Below are 20,575 nucleotides of genomic sequence, written 5' to 3'. Positions count from 1 at the left end.
GTGACCACTTCCGCCTCACGCACCATTCGCATCGCCGTCATCGCCGGTGACGGCATCGGTCCCGAAGTCATCCCCGCCGGCATCGACGTGATGCACCGCGCCGTGCAGGGCGGGGATTGCACGCTCGAATTCACGGAGTTCCCCTGGGGATGTGAGTACTATCAGCGCACCGGCACGATGATGAGTGCCGATGCGCTGGACATCCTGCAGGATTTCGACGCGATCTACCTCGGCGCCATCGGCGCACCAGGCGTGCCCGATCACATCTCCGTGTGGGAGCTCATTCTTCCCATCCGGCAGCGCTTCGATCAGTACGTGAATCTGCGCCCCATGCGCCTGCTGCATGGGGTGCCGGGCCCACTGGCCGGGCGCGGCCCCGCCGACATCGACATGGTGTGCGTGCGGGAAAACTCCGAAGGGGAGTATTCCGGGCTGGGCGGCCGCATGCACCGCGGCACGAAGCATGAAGTGGCCGAGCAGACCGGTTTGTTCACCTGGCGCGGCATCGATCGCATCACGCGCTACGCGTTCGAACTCGCGCAGCGCCGCCCGCGCAAGCTGCTGGCCAGCGCCACCAAGTCGAACGCACTGCAGCATTCCATGGTGCTGTGGGACGATGTGGTGGAATCCATCGCACCGGAGTACCCCGACGTCACGTGCAGGAAGTATCATGTAGATGCACTGGCGGCGCGCATGGTGACGCACCCGCACACCGTGGACGTGATCGTGGCGTCCAATCTGTTCGGCGATATTCTCACCGATCTCGGGGCGGCCATCTCCGGCAGCCTCGGTGTGGCTCCCGGTGCGAACATCAATCCGGAACGAACGCATCCGTCCATGTTCGAGCCGATCCACGGCTCGGCGCCGGACATCGCGGGCAAGGGGATCGCCAACCCCATCGCTTCCATCTGGGCCGGTGCCCTGCTGCTCGACCATCTGGGTCTCACCGAGGCACACGATCGCATGGTGCGGGCGATCGAGCGGGTGGTGGGTGAAGGCGGGCCACGCACGCCCGATCTGGGTGGGACCGCCACCACGCGCGATGTCGCGGTGGCGGTGATCGACGCTCTGTTCTGAGCTCCGGCGCGGGGATCCCCGCGCATACTTCTTCGATTTTCCGTATGAGCCATCCCCGCATTCCCCTGTTTTTTGCCGGTGCACGCCAGGATGCCCACAGCACCCGCACGTCGCCGGTCTACAATCCCTCCACCGGCGCCGTGGCCGCGCAGGTGCCGCTCGGCGACGCCACCGACATCGAAGCCGTCATCGCCGATGCCGCGTCGGCCGCCCGTGCCTGGGGTGAACGTTCATCGCTCGATCGGTCGCGTGTGATGTTCAAGTGGCGCGAGTTGTGTCTCGCGCACGCCGATGAACTGGCGCACCTGATCAGCAGTGAACACGGCAAGGTGTTCTCCGACGCGCGCGGTGAACTGCAGCGCGGCCTCGAAGTCGTGGAATTCTCCGTCGGTATCCCGCATCTCATGAAGGGCGAGTTCAGCGATCAGGTCTCGCGCGGCATCGACATGCACTCACTGCGGCAACCCCTGGGCGTCGTGGCTGCCATCACGCCGTTCAACTTCCCGGCCATGGTGCCGCTCTGGATGCTCGGACCGGCGCTCGCCACCGGCAATGCCGTCGTGTTCAAGCCATCGGAGCGTGATCCTTCCACCGGCGTGCGACTGGCCGAGTTGTTCGTGGAAGCGGGCGCCCCTCCGGGCGTGCTCAATGTGCTGCACGGAGATGCGGAAGCCGTGAACGCGCTCTGTACCGATCCGCGCATCCAGGCCGTCAGCTTCGTGGGATCCACGCCCATCGCGCAGCATGTGTACGAAACCGCCGCGAAGCACGGCAAGCGCGTGCAGGCCATGGGCGGTGCCAAGAACCATCTGGTCGTGCTGCCCGACGCCGATCTCAACATGGCCGTGGAAGGTCTGATGGGTTCCGCATACGGCAGCGCCGGTGAGCGGTGTATGGCCATCTCGGTGGCGGTCGTGGTGGGCGACGAAACGGCCGACGCGCTGGTGGCGCGACTGGCCGATCGCGTGAAGGCGCTCAAGGTGGGCGCATCCGCCGCCGAGGGAATGGACATGGGCCCGCTCGTCACCGGTACACACCGCGACAAGATCAAAGGGTATATCGATCTGGGCGTGAAGGAGGGCGCGACGCTGGTGGTGGACGGTCGTGAGCATCCGGCGCAGGCATCGGGCGGATTCTTCCTTGGCGGCTCCCTGTTCGATCATGTCACGAAGGACATGACCATCTACCGTGAAGAGATCTTCGGTCCCGTGTTGTGCATCGTACGCGTGCAGACGGCCGACGAGGCACTGGCGTTGTGCGACGAACATCAGTTCGGCAACGGCGTCGCGATCTTCACGCGCAGCGGTGGTGCGGCACGGGAGTTCGCGCATCGCGTGCAGTGTGGCATGGTGGGCATCAACGTGCCCATTCCGGTGCCACTGGCGTTCTATTCGTTCGGCGGCTGGAAGGCGTCGGCGTTCGGCGATCACAACCAGCACGGCATGGACGGCGTGCGGTTCTTCACCAAACTCAAGACAGTGACCACGCGCTGGCCGCAGGGTGTGGACGCGGCATCGTTCTCGATGCCGGTGCTGCGATAGGACTCTCCGGCACGGTTTTGCCGGGAGGTGATCACGGGGCGTTTCCTTGCCGGGAACGCCCCGTATTTTATTGCACCTCATTACACCTCATTGCACCTCGACCGTATCGCCCGAACCCAGGCCGGAGAGCCCGTGTCGAAGTTTCCGTCGAAGTCTCATCTGTCACTCGCGATGGGATCGGCATTGATCCTCACGATGCCGGTGCATGCGCAGCCGGTCACGTCCGCCGACTATGCACGGGCGCGCGCACTCGCCGACACGTATGCCCGCGTGCCCACCGGCGCCGCCGAGTCGTTTGCGTGGGGTGGACCGACCCGTCTGACGTATCGCATATCGGTACCCGGCGGGCATCGGTTCATGACGATCGACGCGAGCAGCGCCGATGCACCGATCAGACAACCGGCGTTCGATCAGGAGCGGTTGGCGACTGCGCTCAATGCCGCGGACACCAGCGCGCGGCCGCGCGCGACGGCGCTCGTGCTGCCCTTCACGACCATGACGCTGGCAGGCGATGGACGGCGCATGAACTTCAACGCCTGGGGCGGCGACTGGAGTTGCACGCTCACTGACTATCGATGTGCGAGAGTTCCTGCCTCTGCAGGAGGGCGCGGTGCCGGCGGCCCGGGAGGAGGCTTCGGTGGCAATGCTGCAGACGCCACACGTGAAGTCCGCTCGCCCGATGGCAGGCAGATCGCGTACATCGCCAACTACAACGTGTACGTGCGACCCGCCGGAGCCGGCATCGACAGCGGCATCGCCCTCAGCAGCAATGGCTCCGAAGGCAATCCTTTCACGGGCCGGTCACTGGCCTGGTCGTCCGATTCCCGGCATCTCGCGGCGTATCGCGTGAAGCCCGGTTATCGACGCGTCGTGCGATACATCGAGTCGTCGCCGGTGGATCAGTTGCAGCCCAAATACATGGAGCGGGTGTACACCAAGCCGGGTGATGTGCTCGATCTGCCGCAGCCGGCGCTGTTCGACGCGGAGCGCCGCACGCAGACGGATGTCGATCCGGCGCTCTTTCCCGATCCCTACAGTCTGTCGCAGCCACAATGGCGACGTGATGGGCGCGGGTACACGTTCGAATACAACGAACGTGGGCATCAGCGGTATCGCATCATCGAAGTGGCAACCGCCACCGGGGCCGCACGGACGCTCGTCGAGGAAACTTCGAAGACCTTCATCGACTACCGACGTGCCGCCGGCACGCTCACCGATGGTGGACGCGTGTACCGCTACGACGTGAACGACGGCAACGAGATCATCTGGCTGTCGGAACGTGACGGCTGGGCGCATCTCTATCTGTACGATGGCCGCAGCGGCGCGGTGAAGAACCAGATCACGAAGGGCGAGTTCGTCGTCCGGGCCGTGCAGCGTGTGGACGAAGCCGCGCGCACCATCTACTTCAGCGCCGGAGGCATGGACAAGACGCAGGATCCCTACTTCGCGCACTACTACCGGATCAACTTCGACGGCAGCGGACTCACGCCGCTCACCGATGCGCCGGCCGATCATGTGGTGACGTTCTCACCCGACGGCAGACTGTACGTGGACACCTGGTCGCGCGTGGATCTCGCGCCCGTGTCGCAACTTCGCCGGGCCAGCGATGGCAAGGTCCTGCTCGATCTCGAGCGTGGTGATCTGACCGCGTTGCTCAAGACCGGCTGGCGCGCGCCCGAGCCGTTCGTGGCCAAAGGCCGCGATGGCACCACCGACATCCACGGCGTGGTGGTGCGTCCCACCACGTTCAATGCGCGCCGCAAGTATCCGGTCATCGAATACATCTATGCCGGTCCGCATGGTTCGTTCGTGCCGAAAAACTTCGCGCCACACTACAACATGCAGTCCATCGCCGATCTGGGATTCATCGTCGTGCAGATCGACGGCATGGGCACGGCCAATCGCAGTCGCGCGTTTCACGATGTGGCCTGGAAGAACCTCGGCGATGCCGGTTTCCCCGATCGCATTCTCTGGCACAAGGCCTTCGCGGCGAAGAACCCGTGGTACGACATCAGTCGCGTGGGCATCTTCGGCGGATCGGCGGGCGGACAGAACGCCATGGGCGCGTTGCTGTTCCACCCCGAGTTCTACAAAGTCGCCGTGTCGTTCGCGGGCTGCCACGACAACCGCATGGACAAGATCTGGTGGAACGAACAGTGGATGGGCTATCCCATCGGTCCCGAGTACGCCGCCAGCTCCAACGTGGTGAATGCGCACAGACTGCAGGGTGAACTGTTGCTCGTCGTGCCGGAGCTCGACACCAATGTCGATCCATCATCGACCATGCAGGTGGTCAACGCGCTCATCAAAGCCGACAAGAGCTTCGACATGCTCGTGATGCCGGGAGAGGATCATGGCGGCGGTCGACGCGGTCCCAGCGCCGCGTACGGCGATCGCAAGATGTGGGACTTCTTCGTGCGTCATCTGCTGGGGCAGCCGCCGCCGAAGTGGAACGCCCTGGCCGAATCACGGGGCAACGCCACGAAGGCGCCCGCCGATGGAGCGTCGGACACTTCAGAGGGTGCGTCGGGCGGTTCCTCGATGTTCGGCCCGGACTGGGGCACCCTCGAAGCCAGTTGGTTCAGGCCGCCGTCGTCGAACTGACCGGCGCCGGTCGCAGCTCCTCGCTGCGGGGTGCGGTGAGTGCATTCCCCGCCGACGCCACCATGATGCAGAGCACCGCGACCCACTGCGTCAGCGTCAGACTCTCGCCGAGGACCACGAACCCGATCAGCGCCGCCACGGCCGGAGCGGCGCTGAGCAGGAGACTGAACACGGGGGCCGGCAACCGGCGCATGGCTTCCATCTCCAGCGAATACGGCAGCGCGCTGGAGAGCACCGCCACGCCCAGTCCGACCACGAGAATGTGGGGGGTAAACAGCGCCGGACCCGCCGAGGCGAGACCCATGGGTAGCGCCACGATGGCCGCCGCCAGCAGACCCCATGACACCGCATCGCCACCCAACGCCGTGGACACGCGCTTGCCGGTGACGATGTAGAGCGCCCAGCAGACAGCCGCCCCACAGGCGAACGCCACGCCGAGCGGATCGAGGGCCGCGTCGGTACGCAGCGGCAGCAGCAACAGGAGACCCAGGACGGCGATCCCAAGCCAGGCCAGATCGCGTGGGCGTTTCGATCCGCTCAGGGCCACGGCCAGTGGACCGATGACTTCGATGCCGGTCGCAATACCGATGGGGATGCGCGCAAACGCCTGATAGATGAGTGCATTCATCATCCCGAGCATCAGCCCGTAGGCCAGGACCGGCTTCACGAGTTCCCGGGACAGCGGTCGTCGCCAGGAGCGCCGCAGCACCATGACCAGGGCCGCCGCCAGCGAGATGCGGAGGGCAGTCACGCCCAGCGCTCCCACCAGGGGAAAGAGCTGTTTCCCGAACGCCGCCCCCAGGTTCATGGCGGCGAGTGAAGCCAGCACCGCCGCCGCCCCCACGGCGTCGCGCCCCTGTCCGGTGTTCGTATTCGATGTCTGCATGGAGTGATAAACTCACTCACTTGCAATGATATTTCCGCGCTATTTTTGAGCCTTGCACGCAATTTTGTCTCACGAGGACCCACATGTCTGCATCGAATCCTCGCTCATCGGGTCGTTCACGCGGCCGTTCGACCAGAACACTGGACAGTTTCGACCGGGCCATCCTGCGCATTCTGCAGGAGGACAACCACACACCGCAGCGCACCATCGCCGAGCGGGTGAATCTCTCGCCCGCCGCGGTGCAGCGCCGGATTGCCGCGATGGAGGCGAGTGGTGTCATCGCCGCCAACGTGGCCATCGTCTCGCCGGAGGCGTTTCACCCCACGATCACGATGGTCGTCGAGGTGCACATCAAGAACGACCGCTCGACCGTGGTGGAGCCGCTCAAGGCGCTCTTTCGCGGGACGAAGGAGATCCAGCAGTGCTACTTCGTGACCGGCGCGGGCGGATTCATTCTCGTCATGAACGTGCCGAGCATGCCGTATTACGAGGCATTGGCACGGCGGCTGTTCGCGGACAATGAATCGGTGACCACATATCGCACGCTGGTCGTGCTCGACCTCGTCAAGACGGGGACGGCGATCGAGATACCGGAGGAGTGAATCAGAGCACCACCAGATGCGTCTCCCGGGCACTGGTCAACGGACTCGGCTGGAAGAGGTCCTCACCGGTCCCAGCCATCCTTCGGCTCCGCCACGCAATCGGCACGGCACACTTTGCGCATACGCTTTTCGGGAACGCCCCGCGAAAATCTTGCGGGACATGGAAAATCGGACTTTCTTTGACGCTTCCCCGACCTGGAGGCACGCTCGTGCAATTGCCATCATTCCCGATGCTGGCCGCTGTGAGTGGCATGGCCATCATCATCACGGCACTGCCCGTGGGCGCACAAACCTGTTTTGGCGGATTGTCGAACGCACGGACCACGCAGGCGATCGGTGCGACGGCGTCCGCCGCCGGCGCGCAACGGGTCATGGCCGGGAACTACAGCCTGTTCACCGACCGCTTCGCCGTTGGCGCCCGGTTCGGGGTCGGGAGCAGCTCCTTCTCGACGAGCAATACCAGTTTCATGGGCGCCTCCATCGCCGTCGCCCCCTCGGGCTCACGCGCGCGTCAGTTGCAGTGGTGTCCGTATGCACAGGTGAATCACGAAAAGACCTCGTATGGATTTGGCCTGCTGCGGTCTTCCGCGGGCCTTGCCATCGGACGTGACTTCCAGGCAGGCCGCAGCCTCACCCTGGTGCCGTTCGCCCAGTCGGCGCTCGTTCATGTGCGTCAGGGCGCTCCGGGAAGTGCCACCAATCATGCCCTCGGTGAACTCGGCGTGGGCGTGGGTATTCGCCTGGGCGATCGCCTGGCCATCACACCATCGATGCGTGCCTTCACAGGCAGCGCCCGGCCTCCCCTCCGCGAGCCGGTGTACTCGCTGGGCTTCCAGTTCGGCGTCTCACGCTGATCGTCCCAGCGGGACTGCGTGTCTTGCATCACACGGCGTCACACGGCGCTGTTCATCAAGCGGTCCAGCACGAGGGACTGCGCCGTGTGCCGGTCGGCACCCTGGCTGGGCGTGTCCGTGTGAGAGCAGACAGCGGGCATGCAGACGGGTGTGGACATTCGTGGGACAATCTGAAATGAACTGGGATCACCTGAACAATGACCGGTACGGCACAAGCCGACATCACACGACGCCCCCTCGGCGCGCCTAGTGCCCCCGTGCCCAATACAGTATCGTGCAAGGACCGCCTTTTTTACGGCCCCATTCCGCCGACCCTTCTTCGGGGACCGGCACCTCTCCGGAGCACCCGCCTGATGGCCAGACGTCCGATCCTCGCCCTCACGGTCCTTTCCCTGCTGGCCGCTACCGCGCCGCAGGCCGCAGCCCAGAACAGCATGGGCGGCATGGACCACAGCATGCACAAGATGGGCCCCGAGATCGTGATCCCGAAGGGCGCGATCTACACCAAGGCCGACGTCGAGTTCATGCAGGGCATGATTGCCCACCATGCCCAGGCCATCGTGATGGCCAAACTCGCCGAGACGAACAGCACCAACCAGTCCCTGCTCAAGCTCTCGCGGAAGATCGATCAGTCGCAGATCCCCGAGATCCTCATCATGCAGGACTGGCTGCGCCGCAACAATCAGTTCGCACCCGACACCTCGTCGTGGCACGACATGCACATGGACGGCATGCTCACGGCGGACGAGATCAAGGCCCTTGGCGCCGCGAAGGGCACGGAGTTCGACCGACTGTTTCTGGACGGCATGATCAAGCACCACGCCGGGGCCATCAAGATGGTCGAAGATCTCTTCAAGTCACCGGGGGCCGGCCAGGAAGTCGACGCCAACGTCTTCGCCAATGATGTCGTTACTGCGCAGACGGCGGAGATCGGCATCATGCGGCGGCTGCTGACCCAACTCCCCCCGAAGTAACTCCGCAGCACTCCAGACTCTCGGCGTCCCTCCCACCACTACAAACGGAGTATCACCTGATGCGCGTCATGCGTGGCGTGAACCTCCTTCTGGCGGCGCTCGTCGTACCGGCCTTCGTGTCGGCACAGACGTACCCGTCCAGCAAGGATCCCCGCAGCACCCTCAAGCCCGGTCGCTACGACGCCGGCATTGCGACGAGCAACATGAAGCTCGTCTCCACGACGCCGAAGGCGGCCCAGTTCGACACGGTGCGCGGCCTCACGTTCGTGAACTCCGACATGGCGTTCGGCGACAAGTATGTCTACCAGGCCAACTTCGCCGGCTTCACGATCCTGGACATCAGCAACCCGGCCAAGCCCGAGATCGTTTCGGTCACCCGCTGCATCACCTCGCAGGGTGACCCGACCATCTACGGCAACCTGCTCTTCATTTCGGCCGAAGGCGCGGGCAACCGCAACGATTGCGGCGATGGCGGGGTGCAGGATCCGAAGGACCACATGGCGGGCGTCCGCATCTTCGACGTCTCCAACCCGAAGGCGCCCAAGCTCGTGAAGAACGTGCAGACCTGCAAAGGCTCGCACACGCACACGCTCGTGCCCAGCCCGACCGACAAGAAGACCATCTACCTCTACGTCTCCGGTCAGCAGGCGGCACGTCCGGAAACGGAGCTGGCCGGCTGCAAGAACGGCAACGATCCAGCCGATCCGACCAACTCGCTGTACCAGCTCGACATCATCAAGGTGCCGCTCGATCACCCGGAGCAGGCCAAGGTGATTCCGGGCGCACGCATCTTCACCGGTCTCGATGGCGGCGGCGAGTGCAAAGTCTTCTGCGCGCCGACGTCCGGTCGTGCACCGGCCCGCCGTCCGGCGGCCGCCGAGGCCATGCCCGATGGTCCGCGCAACTGCCATGACGTGACGGCGTATCCGGCCATGAACTTGTTGCTGGCGTCCTGCACCACGCACTCGATTCTCGTCGACATCAAGAATCCGGAGAAGCCGTTCCGTATCGACGCGATCATGGACACCAACAACTTCCAGGGTCGTCATACGGCTGCGTTCAGCAACGACGGCCGGAAGCTGATCCAGACCGACGAGTGGGGCGGCGGCACGGGCCCGATGTGCCAGGCCTCGAGCATGATCGAGCTGGGCGGCAACACCATCATCACGCTCGACGCGAAGAACAGGCAGACGCAGCGCGCCTACTTCAAGCTGCCGGCGGCGCAGTCGGCCGAAGAGAACTGCGTGTCGCACAATGGTGGCATCATCCCGGTGCCGGGTCGCGACCTGTACGTGCAGGGCTGGTACCAGGGCGGCGTGAACATCATGGACTTCACGGATCCCGACAAGGCCTTTGAAATCGGCTACTTCGACCGTGGCGCCATCAACCCGCCGCGGCCGGTGGACGTGCCGTCCGCCGCGGCACCGGCAGGCCCGCCGGTGCGTGGCAACGGCAACACGATCGGCGGTTCGTGGGGTGCGTACTACTGGAACGGCCACATCTACTCGTCCGAGATGGACCGCGGCCTGGACATCCTCGAGCTGACGCCGAGTGATCAGCTGTCGGCCAACGAGATCGCGGCGGCGAAGCTGGTGACCTACACCCAGTTCAATCCGCAGAGCCAGCCGAAGTACTCGTGGCCGCCCGCGTTCGTGGTGGTGCGTTCGTACCTCGACCAGCTGGTGCGTGGCAACGGCCTCGATGCGGCGCGTACGACGGCCATCTCCAACGCGCTCACCGACGCCGAAGCGAAGACCGGCGCGGCGCGCGCAGCGGCGCTGCGCACCCTGGCCACGCAGGTGGACAAGGATGCCGCGGGTGCCAAGGATGGCGCGCGCGTCCGCACGATGGCCGCGGAAATCCGTCGCCTGGCGGCGGTGAAGTAAGCCATTGATGAGTCGTGGCGGCTGATCACCAGCCGCCACGAAATACAAAGGGCGCCCCCATCGGGGCGCCCTTTGTCGTTTCCGTGAACCACCGCGAACCGCCGCTCAGATCAGCGAAACCACAGCACCAGCGCGCCGCAGGTACCGGCGTCCTTAAGCTCGGCGGGCGTGGTGGCATAAAGCTCGACACCCGCCAGGTAGTCGGTGAAGATCTTGTCGAGATCCGGCGGCAGGGCACTCTCGTACGGGTAGACACGCAGGCCGTCACGCACCACGGCCGCGCGGCAGTTCGGGTTGCCCTTCGCGGCCAGGAAGGACTCGGCGTTCGGTCCGGCCGCGATGTTCGCGCCGGCGTCGACCTTGAGCAGGTTGGACAGCGGGCGTCCGTCGGCCGCCTTGAGCTGCGCCGCGCTGAAGAACTTCCCCTGCCCCTTGGCGCGGCGCGCTTCGAAGCCATCCAGCGTCAGCTCGGTCATCACACCCCTGGGCTTGGGCGCCGCCACCACGGCAAGGATCTCGAACTCGATCGGCATCGGCGTGTTCGGCCCGACCGTGAAGTTGTCGAAGAAGGCCTGGTACCCCTTGGCCACGGCCTCGACGATGTGACCGCCGTCTTCGAGGTCGGGGACCGTCACGATGCCGAGCGAGTCGGTGGTGCCGGCTTCGATGGTGTGATCGATGCTGATCACGGCGCCCTTGATGACGGTGGTGTCACCGGCTTTGCGGAAGCGGAGCGTGACGGGGCGCGGCGCGGCGTCTTGTGCTTGCACCGGAGTCGCCAGGGCGAAGCCGGCAGCGACCACGGAGAGGGAGAGAACGTTTCGGAGTTTCATGGGGGAACGATAGCGTGGATCCGCGCAGTGCCGACGATCATCAGGCAGCGGCGCAGGGGTCATTCAGTTTACGTACAGGGAGGGGAAATCATTCTTTATGTCGATATATTGTAGAAATGTCGACATATATTGAGATCTTGTCGATTCGATCGACACAAAAATTGGCCATGTCGATAAAAATAGAAATCATCGACAGTTATTTTTGTCATGTCGATGCCATCGACATACAATAAGAACATGTCGAACGAAGAGGAAAACATCGACACGTTTTTGCCATGGCAGCCCGACAAGCCCTATAATGGCCTGCCGGACCTGCCACCGCAGGCCGATGTCGAGACCAAGGTGGTTCTCAAGCAGTGCATCAGGGCCCGTGCTGCCGTCGCCGGGCTTCGGCAAGCTGCTGAGCTGACTCCCAATCAGACCATCCTCATCAACACGTTGTCTCTCCTCGAAGCCGGGGCGAGCTCCGAGATCGAGAATATCGTCACGACGACGGATCGCCTGTTTCAGCACGTGCGCGATGAAACACACGCGGATACCGCGACCCGGGAAGCGCTCCGTTACAGCCGGGCGCTCTTCGATGGATACCACGCACTCGGCGAACACCCGCTGAACACGCGCATGGCCGAAATCATCTGCAGTCGGATCAAAGGCGTTCAGATGACCGTACGGCGACTACCGGGAACCGCTCTCCGAAACACCGCGACGCATCAGGTGGTCTATACCCCGCCTGAAGGAGAGTCCCTGCTTCGTGAGAAGCTCGCGAACTGGGAGCGCTTCATGCACGAAACGACGGACCTGGACCCGTTGGTACGCATGGCGATCGGGCACTACCAGTTCGAAGCCATTCATCCGTTCATCGATGGCAACGGACGCACCGGTCGTGTGCTCAACAGCCTGTTCCTGATCGACCAGGATCTGCTGACATTGCCGATCCTCTACCTCAGCCGGTACATCAACGACAACCGGTCCGAGTACTATCGGCTGCTGCAGCGCGTCACGAGTGACAGCGACTGGGAGTCGTGGTTGCTGTACATGATTCGCGGCATCGAAGAGACCGCGCGATGGACCATGGACAAGATCAGTGCGATCTGCGCACTCTCAGCGCACACCATGGCGTACGTAAAGCAGGAGCTTCCCAAGATCTACAGCCGAGAGCTGGTGGATCTGATCTTCGAGTTGCCCTACTGTCGCATCAGCAGTGTCGTGGAACGCGGGATCGCCAAACGGCAGACGGCATCGGTCTACCTGAAGCAACTCCAGTCCATCGGCGTGCTGGACGAGTATCCCGTCGCGTCGAAGGAGAAGTTGTTCATTCATCCGAAGCTGATGCAATTGCTGCGAGAGGACCAGAACGCTTTCGAGCGATACCCGGGAACGGAAACGGCGTAGGCCGGTTCGCCATCGCGCGGCGAACCGGCCAGTCCGTTGTACCCGTGCTTACCGCACCAACTTCTTGTACTTGATCCGATGCGGCTGGTCCGCATCCGGGCCCTTCCGGCGCTTCAGATCCTCGATGTACGCGCCGTAGTTCCCTTCGAACCACACCACTTCCGAATCGCCTTCGAACGCCAGGATGTGCGTGGCCACACGATCCAGGAACCAGCGATCGTGCGAAATGATCACCGCGCACCCCGAGAAGTCGAGCACGGCTTCTTCCAACGCGCGCAGCGTGTCGACGTCGAGGTCGTTGGTGGGTTCGTCGAGCAGCAGCAGGTTGCCACCCTGCATCACGGTCTTGGCGAGATGCAACCGGTTGCGCTCACCACCCGAGAGGTTCGCCACCAGTTTCTGCTGATCGGCGCCCTTGAAGTTGAAGCTCGCGGCGTACGCGCGTGAGTTGAGCTCGCGCTTGCCCACGGGAATGGTCTCGCGGCCGCCCGAGATCTCCTCCCACAACGTGCGCTTGCCTTCGAGTGTGCGATGCTGGTCCTGATAGCTGATCTGCACGGTCTCGCCGACAACCAGCTCACCGGCGTCGGGCTTCTCGAGTCCGTTGATCATGCGGAACAGCGTGGTCTTGCCGGCGCCGTTGGGGCCGATGATACCCACGATGCCGGCACGCGGCAGATCGAAATTCAGGTTCTCGAACAGCAGATTGTCGCCGAACGCCTTCCTGAGTCCCTTGGCACGCACCACATCATTGCCCAGACGCGGCGCGGGTGGGATGACGATCTCATTCTGCATGACCCGATCGTTCTGCGCTTCACTCGCGAGATCTTCATAGGCCTGCAGACGCGCCTTGTTCTTGGCCTGCCGCGCACGCGGTGACATGCGCACCCACTCGAGTTCTTTCTCGAGCGTCTTCTGCCGCGCGCTGGCGTGCTTTTCTTCCTGCTTCAGCCGCTGCTGCTTCTGCTCCAACCAGCCGGAGTAGTTCCCTTCGTACGGCACGCCCTTGCCGCGGTCGAGTTCGAGGATCCACTTGGCCACGTTGTCCAGGAAGTAGCGGTCGTGCGTGATGGCCACCACCGTGCCCGGGAAACGCTCCAGGTGATGCTCCAGCCACGCCACCGACTCGGCGTCGAGGTGGTTGGTGGGTTCGTCCAGCAGCAGCATGTCCGGCTCTTCCAGCAGGATGCGGCAGAGCGCCACGCGACGCTTCTCACCACCCGACAGATGTGTCACCGCGGCATCTCCGGGCGGCAGACGCAGCGCGTCCATGGCCACGTCGATCTTGTTGTCGAGGTTCCAGAGATCGTGCTGGTCGATGTACTCCTGCAGCTTGCCCTGCCGATCCATCAAGGCATCAAAATCCGCATCGGGTTCGGCGAATTTGAGCGAGATCTCGTTGAACTCGTTCAGCGCATCACGCTGCGCTTTCACGGCCAGTTCGACATTGCCGCGCACATCGAGTGTGGCGTCGAGCTCGGGCTCCTGCGGCAGATACCCGATGCGCGTACCCTTGTGTGCCCAGGCCTCACCCTGAAACTCGGTGTCCACACCGGCCATGATGCGCAGCAGCGACGACTTACCGGCGCCGTTGGGGCCGAGCACGCCGATCTTCGCGCCGGGATAGAAGGAAAGCCAGATATCGTCGAGGATGATGCGCGAAGGTGGAATCACCTTGCGCAGTCCCTTCATCACGTAGATGAACTGCGGAGCCATGGATGAAATCGAGAGGGTCGGGTACGGGCACGGACCGGCGCCAATGGCGGCGCTCCAGGTCCAACCTTGAAAGATACACAGGGCACGGCCGTGTCCGTCCCCCGTGTTCATTGGCCGACAACCTCTCCCTCTCGCGTCTCTCCAACGTCCCGGCAGACCTCTCAGTAGATTGAGGACATGCAGATCGACGTGGCCGCCCAGCTTTCCGGCAATCCCGCCGCCGCTCTTCCGTTGCTGTTCGGCGCCGGCGTGCTGACCAGCCTGACGCCCTGCGTCTACCCGATGATCCCGATCACGGCCGCCATCGTGGGTGGGCAGTCTTCATCGGAACAGTCTGGCGCCATGAAGGCGTCACGATGGCGTCCATTGGGCCTTTCCATGGCCTATGTCATGGGCCTGGCCACGGTATACGCCGGACTGGGCCTGCTCGCCGGCCTCACCGGCACCATGTTCGGCACGGTCTCGGCCAACCCGTGGGCGTTCTTCGTCATGGCCAACCTGCTGCTGCTGGCGGCCCTGGCCATGCTCGACGTGATCCCGGTGCGGGTGCCGGCAGCGCTCATGCAGCGCGCCGCCAGCGCGGGCACGGGAGGCCGCGCGGCCGGCGCTTTCGTCATGGGTGCCGCGTCGGGACTGGTGGCCGCCCCCTGCTCGGCGCCGGTCATGGCGGCCGTGCTCACCTGGGTCTCCACCACCCGATCGGCCGGACTCGGCTTCGTCTACCTCTTCACCTTCAGTCTGGGCATGTGCACCCTGCTGCTGATCGTGGGGCTGTCGGCGGGCTCGCTCTCCCGCCTGCCCCGCGCCGGTGCCTGGATGCTCACGGTGAAAAAGCTTTTTGCCTTCACCATGTTGGCGATGGCGGAGTATTACCTCATCAAGATGGGCCAGGTCTACTTCTGACCCGGGGCGATCCCGTCCCGCCCGTCCTGCGCGTCCCGCCCCTGCCCCGCCGTTTCCCACCCGCTTTCCCGGTTCGACATGACTGCTCCTGTCACTTCCATGCGCCGCATGGCTCTGCGCGCCCTGCTCGTCACAGGCGCGGTGATCACCACGATCGCACTCGCGCCGGCCTCTCCGCTGACCACGCCGCTGGCCGCGCAGGATCTCGGGATCGCCGTGGGAGAACAGGCGCCGGGCGGCCCCCTGGAAACCATGGCGGGCCAGACGGTCGATCTGTCGGCGGTCATCGGCAAACAACCGGCGGTCATCGAGTTCTGGGCCACGTGGTGCGGCAACTGCAAACAACTCGAACCGGCCATGCGCGCCGCGATGACCAAACACGGCGCCCGGGTGAAGTTCGTGACGGTGGCCGTGTCGGTGAACCAGTCGTTCGAACGGGTGAAGGCCTGGCAGGCGGCCAACAAACTGCCCGGCGATCTGCTGTACGACCGGAAGGGCACGGTGAGCGGTGCCTACGATGTGCCGGCCACGAGCTACGTGGTGGTCGTCGACCGGGCGGGCAAGATCGTCTACACGGGCGTGGGTGGCACCCAGGATCTCGAAGCCGCCATCAAGAAGGCGCTCTGATGTCGCGGGAGCATTTGCCCGGGGAGCCACGGGAGCAGGAGGAACGCCCGGTGGTCACCATCCGGGACGTCGCCCGCGCGGCGGGGGTGTCCATCGCCACGGTTTCCCGTGTGCTCAACGACGCCGCGCGTGTCACCGACGACACGCGTGAACGGGTGCGTTCGGTGGTGGCCCGCATGGGCTATGCCCCACACGGCGGCACACGCAGCCAGTCGTTGCGGCGTACCCGCACGCTCGGCGTGCTGCTGCCCGATCTCTACGGCGAGTTCTTCTCGGAATTCATCCGCGGCATCGATGAAACGGCCAGGCAGCATGGTTTTCTCACGCTCGTCACGTCGGCACGCCGGGAAGCTCATGAGATCACCGCCGCGGTGAGCACCATGCGGGGGCGCGTGGACGGATTCCTCGCGCTCTCGCCCACGGTGGCCGCGCGCGCAACGCTGGCCGACGTGGCGGAGCGGTATCCCACCGTCCTCGTCGGCGCCGGCAGCGATGCCGGCGACATCGCCACGCTCGCGGTGAACAACTTCGAAGGCGCGGCGACGATGATGAAACATCTGCTATCGCTGGGCCATCGCCGGATCGTGTTCCTGCGCGGCCCATCCGGACAGATGGATGCGAGCGAGCGGCTGCATGCCGTACGCGAAGTCGCCAACTGGTACGAGGACTGCGAGCTGCGCGAACTGCACGGCGAGTTCCGCATGGACACCGCGTACGACGTCGTCACACTGCTGCTGCAGAGCGGCGCACGTCCGGACGCGATCTTCGCCGCGAACGACAGCATGGCCATCGGCGCGATTGCCGCGATCAAGGATGCCGATCTGCGCGTCCCCGAAGACATCGCCGTCACGGGTTTCGACGACATTCCGATGACGCGTTATCTGTCACCTTCGCTCACGACCGTCCGCATGCCCATCTACCAACTGGGCGAGCGCGCGGTGCTGCGTCTCATCGAGACCGTGCGGGGCGGAGAGACGGCTGTTCCCGTGCATCACGAAGTGCTGCCGGTGGAACTGGTGATCCGCGCGAGCTGTGGAGCGGCCGTGCGCATGATCGCGCAGTCGGATGCCGATGGTCGGCCGCTGACCCCGCTCGGCTGATGGTTCTCCGCTGACGATCTGCCGTCGGCTAGCGGTTCAGATTCTTCTCGACCTGGGCCAGGAATCGCTGATCGACCAGACCGGTGTTGCCGCAGGGGAGACGATCGCCGCTCGTTCCGCCACTCATGTCGCGGGCCGACGCCACGAACGTGACTGCGACGGTGGTCTTCCCTGCACCGTCTCCCGCCACCTGCGTCAGCAGTGACATGAAGATGCGAAAGGTCGCGGCGTTCGGTCCGGTCATGCTGGAGCCGCACGACAGCAGCTCGGTCATGGGACGACCCATGAACTGGCGCGTGCGGTAGAAGTCGGGATTGCCGATCTGTTTTGCGGCCGGGTTCTCCACGGTTACCGGAATGCCGTAGTCGAGATACGTCTGCTTCACCGCGGCCCAGACCTTGGCCGGATCCGCGGTGAACACCTGCTGCGCCGCGCGCGCGGCGTCGGCGTACATCGTGGGGGAGTCAGGCCCCGAATAGATCACGGCCTGTCGTGGATTGACTTCCTGGACCGGTGCGCTGGAGTTCGCACTCGCACAGCCGGTAGCCGTCACCGCCGTCACGAGGACGAGCGTCACGCCGAGAGCAGCTGGATGGATCGACATTCGCATAACTCCCCTGAAACTTGCGTGAACTCCGCGTGAGACATCCCGTGGACCTTCGCGTCGATCGCGGCACCAGCCGCCGCGATCGATCACGATCGATCATGATCACCCGTGATGTCTGAGCACCTGCTGCGCTTCCGCTTCCAGACCACTCACCAGCGCCTCGATATGCGGGACATCGGTGCGCGCGTTCATCACCGTGATTCGCAGCACCCGTCGTCCGTCGAGCGTGGTGGCCGTGATCCAGCCGCGTCCCGATCTATTGTACCGCTCACGCAGACGATTGGTGAGTTCATCCCGATCCTCGTGGGGCACCTCGGGGTTCCAGGCGAAACACAGGATGTTTGACTCGGGCTCATGCAGAGGCCGGAAGTGCGGATGTCCCTCGAGTCGCTCGTACAGGGTCCGTGCCATCCCGCACAGCCGGTCGTAGAGCGCGCCCAACGCATCGGCACCGTATCGCTGGAAGGCCACCCACACCTTGAGCACATCCGATCGTCGGGAGCACTGAAAGGAGCGTGGCCCCATGTCCCAGGCGCGGGCATCGTCGGCCGGTGTGAACAGATACGGCGCCTGTTGAGCGAACGCCGATTCGAGTGTGTGCTCCTCCCGCACCAGCAGCATGCCGGCGGCCAACGGCAGCAACATCGTCTTGTGGGGATCCCAGGCCACCGAGCAGGCCCGGGCAAGGCCTTTCACACGATGCCGATGCCGAGCGGACAGCAGCGCGCCGCCACCGTGGGCGGCGTCGACATGCAACCAGAGCGGCCCTCTGTCGTCGGCGAACGCGTCGCAGCAATCGGCGATCGCGTCGAGATCGTCGAAAGCTCCCGTGGCCGTACACCCGGCGGTCGCCACCACGGCCATCACACGGGTGCCCGCCGCCCGCAACGCGGTCAGCCGTTCCCGCAGCAACGGCACGCTCATGCGGTGCCCGTGACTCGGAATGACCACCACCCGCGAGAGCCCCAGGCCCATCTCACCCGCCGCACGGGCGACGGCGTAGTGTGCATGTTCCCCACACACGAGCACGGGCGGCGACGTTCCGACTCCGTTGCTCCAGACATCGGGAATGGCGCGGCTCCGTGCCGCCAGCAACGCCGTGAGGGTGGCCTCCGTGCCGCCCGATGTCATCGTACCGCCGGCCCGGGCATCCCAGCCGACCAGATCGGTCATCCATTCGATGACCTGATGCTCGAGCGGGGTGAACGCCGGTGACATCTCCCGCACGGCCTGGGACTGGTTGAGCGCACTGATCAGCGCATCGGTCCACACCGCGGCGGGCAACGGCGCCGAGACCTGGTGTCCGATGTACATCGGATGGGCGAGCCGATTGATGTCCTGCAGCAGCAGCGACGACAGTCGGCGCGCGACGTCGGCCAGTGGTCGCGAGCGACGCGGCAGCGGCTCGGCGATACGGTCGGCGATCACTTCGGCGCTGTGCCAGGTGCTCACGGCGCCTTCGCCCGTGCGGGTCTCGGCGAAATACCGTTCGACGAGCGCCAGCAGCGGCTGAGCGGCGTCGAGGGTGGTGTCGGCTTCGAGCAGCGCCAGTGCGTCGAGATCGCGATCGAGGTCGCGACGGTCGTCCGGACTCCCCGTCAGGGGTTCGCCGGTGAGGTGCGGGTTGGACATACGTCGAAGTATGTTGTCTGCGTCGATGACGATGCGCCAGCGAGGCCGGACTCCGATATCGCCATGAGCGATGGTCGCGGTGCGCATGGCCTCCACCGACATCCCCACCGGCTTCCACATTTTCCGACGTCCCTGATGTCCGAGCCTCACGCCGTCAGTCCGCACCTCGTTCCGTCGGTGTCCATCGATTCCGTGACCGTGCTCGAGGACGTGGCGACACCGGCAACGCTGGAGGAATTCGAGCCGGACCCGTTGCTGGACACGGGAACGGCCATGTGGGCCGTGATTTTTGCGGGCGGAATCGGGACGCGCTTCTGGCCCTTGAGCACCCCGCGCCGGCCGAAGCAGTTGCTGGCCTTGGTGAACGAACGGCCGCTCATCGCCGACACGGTGGCCCGTCTCGCCCCGCTGGTACCGGCCGAACGTGTGCTGGTGGTCACCAGCGCCGATATCGCCGATGCCCTGCACGAGGCCATCCCCGAGGTTCCGCGCGCCAACATGCTCGTGGAGCCACGTCCGCTGGGCACCGCGGCCGCACTGGCCTGGGGCGCGCACGAAGTGGCCCGTCGTGCGGGACCGGATACGATCTTCGCGGCGCTGCATGCCGATCTCGCGGTGGGATATCCCGATGTGTTTCGCGACACGCTGCGCCGCGCGGCATCGATCGCGGGCCGCAGTCATCATCTGGTGGCGATCGGAGCCACCCCCACCCGACCGGAAACGGGATTCGGCTATCTGCAGCCAGCGGCGCTGGTGGACCCGCTCGTGGCCCGCACCGAAGGGGGCGCCTGTCATGTGGAGCACTTCGTGGAGAAACCGAGTGCCACACTGGCCGACGTGCTCATCGAAAAGGGCGCCCTGTGGAATACGGGCATCTTTGTGTGGCGCGCCAAGGTCGTGCTGGAGGAACTCGCCAGACACACCCACGAACTGCAGTACGGGTTGCCGAAGCTGGCGAACGGGGAGATGGAGACCTTTGCCGAACTCGTCACCTCGGTCTCCATCGATCGCGGACTGCTGGAGCGCAGTGCACGCGTCGTCGTGCTGCCGGCAGCGTTCGAGTGGGACGATGTGGGGACGTGGGCCTCATTGCGCCGCGTGCGCGAACTCGACGACACCGGCAACGGCGTCATGGGTCAGGTGCACTGCGTGGAGAGTTCCGGCAATGTCATTCACGCCGACGATTGCTGCGTGGTGGCCTACGGGATTTCGGGGATGATCGTGGTGAGCATCCAGGGTCTGACGTTCGTGACCACGCAGGAGCGGGCCACCGAACTGGCGCCGCTCCTCGATGCGCTGCCGGGCAGTCTGCGTTTCAACCCCGGACGCGCGTAACGACGG

The 20,575-nt window shown here is 64.8% G+C and carries 17 protein-coding genes; 12 read left to right on the top strand and 5 right to left on the bottom strand.

Annotation, left to right across the window (positions count from 1 at the left end; genetic code table 11):
• The 3 genes from WG208_RS13340 (at position 1) to WG208_RS13330 (ending at position 5,222) form a co-directional block, all read left to right on the top strand.
• The gene (locus tag WG208_RS13340; protein WP_337171863.1) at positions 1 to 1,077 is read left to right on the top strand and encodes a tartrate dehydrogenase; all 1,077 of its coding nucleotides are present in this window, start codon (positions 1 to 3) and stop codon (positions 1,075 to 1,077) included.
• Positions 1,078 to 1,121: 44 nt separating this feature from the next.
• The gene (locus WG208_RS13335; RefSeq protein ID WP_337171862.1) at positions 1,122 to 2,618 is read left to right on the top strand and encodes a CoA-acylating methylmalonate-semialdehyde dehydrogenase; all 1,497 of its coding nucleotides are present in this window, start codon (positions 1,122 to 1,124) and stop codon (positions 2,616 to 2,618) included.
• A 132-nt stretch (positions 2,619 to 2,750) separates the two neighbouring features.
• Positions 2,751 to 5,222 (top strand): prolyl oligopeptidase family serine peptidase, encoded by a 2,472-nt coding sequence (locus tag WG208_RS13330; protein WP_337171861.1) that lies wholly within the window; start codon positions 2,751 to 2,753, stop codon positions 5,220 to 5,222.
• Here WG208_RS13330 and WG208_RS13325 read toward each other — a convergent pair.
• Positions 5,200 to 6,108, bottom strand: a complete 909-nt coding sequence (locus tag WG208_RS13325; RefSeq protein ID WP_337171860.1) for an EamA family transporter — start codon at positions 6,106 to 6,108, stop codon at positions 5,200 to 5,202. The genes WG208_RS13330 and WG208_RS13325 overlap by 23 nt on opposite strands.
• An 83-nt stretch (positions 6,109 to 6,191) precedes the next feature.
• Between WG208_RS13325 and WG208_RS13320 the strand changes: the two genes are divergently transcribed.
• The 4 genes from WG208_RS13320 to WG208_RS13305 all read left to right on the top strand — a co-directional run bounded on the left by WG208_RS13320 (position 6,192) and on the right by WG208_RS13305 (position 10,424).
• Entirely contained in the window at positions 6,192 to 6,710 is a 519-nt protein-coding gene (locus tag WG208_RS13320; RefSeq protein ID WP_337171859.1) for an Lrp/AsnC family transcriptional regulator, read from the top strand.
• 209 nt (positions 6,711 to 6,919) lie between these two features.
• Positions 6,920 to 7,564: a hypothetical protein gene (locus WG208_RS13315; RefSeq protein WP_337171858.1), complete on the top strand. Its 645-nt coding sequence runs from the start codon at positions 6,920 to 6,922 to the stop codon at positions 7,562 to 7,564.
• A 353-nt stretch (positions 7,565 to 7,917) separates the two neighbouring features.
• Positions 7,918 to 8,538, top strand: coding sequence for a DUF305 domain-containing protein (locus WG208_RS13310; RefSeq protein WP_337171857.1), 621 nt, complete (start codon positions 7,918 to 7,920; stop codon positions 8,536 to 8,538).
• Positions 8,539 to 8,597: 59 nt separating this feature from the next.
• A complete protein-coding gene (locus WG208_RS13305; RefSeq protein ID WP_337171856.1) occupies positions 8,598 to 10,424 on the top strand; it encodes a hypothetical protein in 1,827 nt (608 codons plus the stop codon).
• Between the two features lie 110 nt (positions 10,425 to 10,534).
• Here WG208_RS13305 and WG208_RS13300 read toward each other — a convergent pair whose 3' ends face one another.
• Positions 10,535 to 11,257, bottom strand: a complete 723-nt coding sequence (locus WG208_RS13300; protein ID WP_337171855.1) for a hypothetical protein — start codon at positions 11,255 to 11,257, stop codon at positions 10,535 to 10,537.
• A 237-nt stretch (positions 11,258 to 11,494) separates the two neighbouring features.
• On the opposite strand from WG208_RS13300, the gene WG208_RS13295 reads away from it, so the two are divergent.
• Entirely contained in the window at positions 11,495 to 12,649 is a 1,155-nt protein-coding gene (locus WG208_RS13295) for a Fic family protein (RefSeq protein ID WP_337171854.1), read from the top strand.
• A gap of 48 nt (positions 12,650 to 12,697) precedes the next feature.
• On the opposite strand, the gene ettA is transcribed toward WG208_RS13295, so the two are convergent.
• A complete protein-coding gene (ettA, locus tag WG208_RS13290) occupies positions 12,698 to 14,365 on the bottom strand; it encodes an energy-dependent translational throttle protein EttA (protein WP_337171853.1) in 1,668 nt (555 codons plus the stop codon).
• Between the two features lie 177 nt (positions 14,366 to 14,542).
• On the opposite strand from ettA, the gene WG208_RS13285 reads away from it, so the two are divergent.
• From WG208_RS13285 to WG208_RS13275, 3 genes are all read left to right on the top strand, one after another.
• Complete coding sequence (locus WG208_RS13285) at positions 14,543 to 15,268, top strand: cytochrome c biogenesis protein CcdA (RefSeq protein ID WP_337171852.1); 726 nt, start codon at positions 14,543 to 14,545, stop codon at positions 15,266 to 15,268.
• 99 nt (positions 15,269 to 15,367) lie between these two features.
• A complete protein-coding gene (locus WG208_RS13280; protein ID WP_337171851.1) occupies positions 15,368 to 15,895 on the top strand; it encodes a TlpA disulfide reductase family protein in 528 nt (175 codons plus the stop codon).
• Between the two features lie 50 nt (positions 15,896 to 15,945).
• On the top strand, positions 15,946 to 16,995 hold the full coding sequence (locus tag WG208_RS13275) for a LacI family DNA-binding transcriptional regulator (protein WP_337171850.1): 1,050 nt from the start codon (positions 15,946 to 15,948) through the stop codon (positions 16,993 to 16,995).
• Positions 16,996 to 17,023: 28 nt separating this feature from the next.
• Here WG208_RS13275 and WG208_RS13270 read toward each other — a convergent pair whose 3' ends face one another.
• Together WG208_RS13270 and WG208_RS13265 are read right to left on the bottom strand one after the other, a co-directional pair.
• Complete coding sequence (locus WG208_RS13270) at positions 17,024 to 17,599, bottom strand: hypothetical protein (protein WP_337171849.1); 576 nt, start codon at positions 17,597 to 17,599, stop codon at positions 17,024 to 17,026.
• Positions 17,600 to 17,704: 105 nt separating this feature from the next.
• On the bottom strand, positions 17,705 to 19,234 hold the full coding sequence (locus WG208_RS13265) for a pyridoxal-dependent decarboxylase (protein WP_337171848.1): 1,530 nt from the start codon (positions 19,232 to 19,234) through the stop codon (positions 17,705 to 17,707).
• 135 nt (positions 19,235 to 19,369) lie between these two features.
• Between WG208_RS13265 and WG208_RS13260 the strand changes: the two genes are divergently transcribed.
• Positions 19,370 to 20,569, top strand: coding sequence for a sugar phosphate nucleotidyltransferase (locus WG208_RS13260; RefSeq protein ID WP_337171847.1), 1,200 nt, complete (start codon positions 19,370 to 19,372; stop codon positions 20,567 to 20,569).
• The last annotated feature ends 6 nt before the right edge of the window (positions 20,570 to 20,575 follow it).

Source organism: Gemmatimonas aurantiaca, from assembly GCF_037190085.1.
GTDB lineage: Bacteria > Gemmatimonadota > Gemmatimonadetes > Gemmatimonadales > Gemmatimonadaceae > Gemmatimonas > Gemmatimonas aurantiaca_A.
Note: the sequence above shows the minus strand (reverse complement) of the source record. Positions and strands in the feature narration are given on the sequence as shown.

Coding starts and splice junctions, on each gene's coding strand:
- WG208_RS13305 (WP_337171856.1), top strand. CDS start 8,598: ATGCGCGTCATGCGTGGCGTGAACCTCCTTCTGGCGGCGCTCGTCGTA.
- WG208_RS13300 (WP_337171855.1), bottom strand. CDS start 11,257: ATGAAACTCCGAAACGTTCTCTCCCTCTCCGTGGTCGCTGCCGGCTTC.
- ettA (WP_337171853.1), bottom strand. CDS start 14,365: ATGGCTCCGCAGTTCATCTACGTGATGAAGGGACTGCGCAAGGTGATT.
- WG208_RS13280 (WP_337171851.1), top strand. CDS start 15,368: ATGCGCCGCATGGCTCTGCGCGCCCTGCTCGTCACAGGCGCGGTGATC.
- WG208_RS13285 (WP_337171852.1), top strand. CDS start 14,543: ATGCAGATCGACGTGGCCGCCCAGCTTTCCGGCAATCCCGCCGCCGCT.
- WG208_RS13260 (WP_337171847.1), top strand. CDS start 19,370: ATGTCCGAGCCTCACGCCGTCAGTCCGCACCTCGTTCCGTCGGTGTCC.
- WG208_RS13325 (WP_337171860.1), bottom strand. CDS start 6,108: ATGCAGACATCGAATACGAACACCGGACAGGGGCGCGACGCCGTGGGG.
- WG208_RS13265 (WP_337171848.1), bottom strand. CDS start 19,234: ATGTCCAACCCGCACCTCACCGGCGAACCCCTGACGGGGAGTCCGGAC.
- WG208_RS13295 (WP_337171854.1), top strand. CDS start 11,495: ATGTCGAACGAAGAGGAAAACATCGACACGTTTTTGCCATGGCAGCCC.
- WG208_RS13320 (WP_337171859.1), top strand. CDS start 6,192: ATGTCTGCATCGAATCCTCGCTCATCGGGTCGTTCACGCGGCCGTTCG.
- WG208_RS13270 (WP_337171849.1), bottom strand. CDS start 17,599: ATGTCGATCCATCCAGCTGCTCTCGGCGTGACGCTCGTCCTCGTGACG.
- WG208_RS13310 (WP_337171857.1), top strand. CDS start 7,918: ATGGCCAGACGTCCGATCCTCGCCCTCACGGTCCTTTCCCTGCTGGCC.
- WG208_RS13335 (WP_337171862.1), top strand. CDS start 1,122: ATGAGCCATCCCCGCATTCCCCTGTTTTTTGCCGGTGCACGCCAGGAT.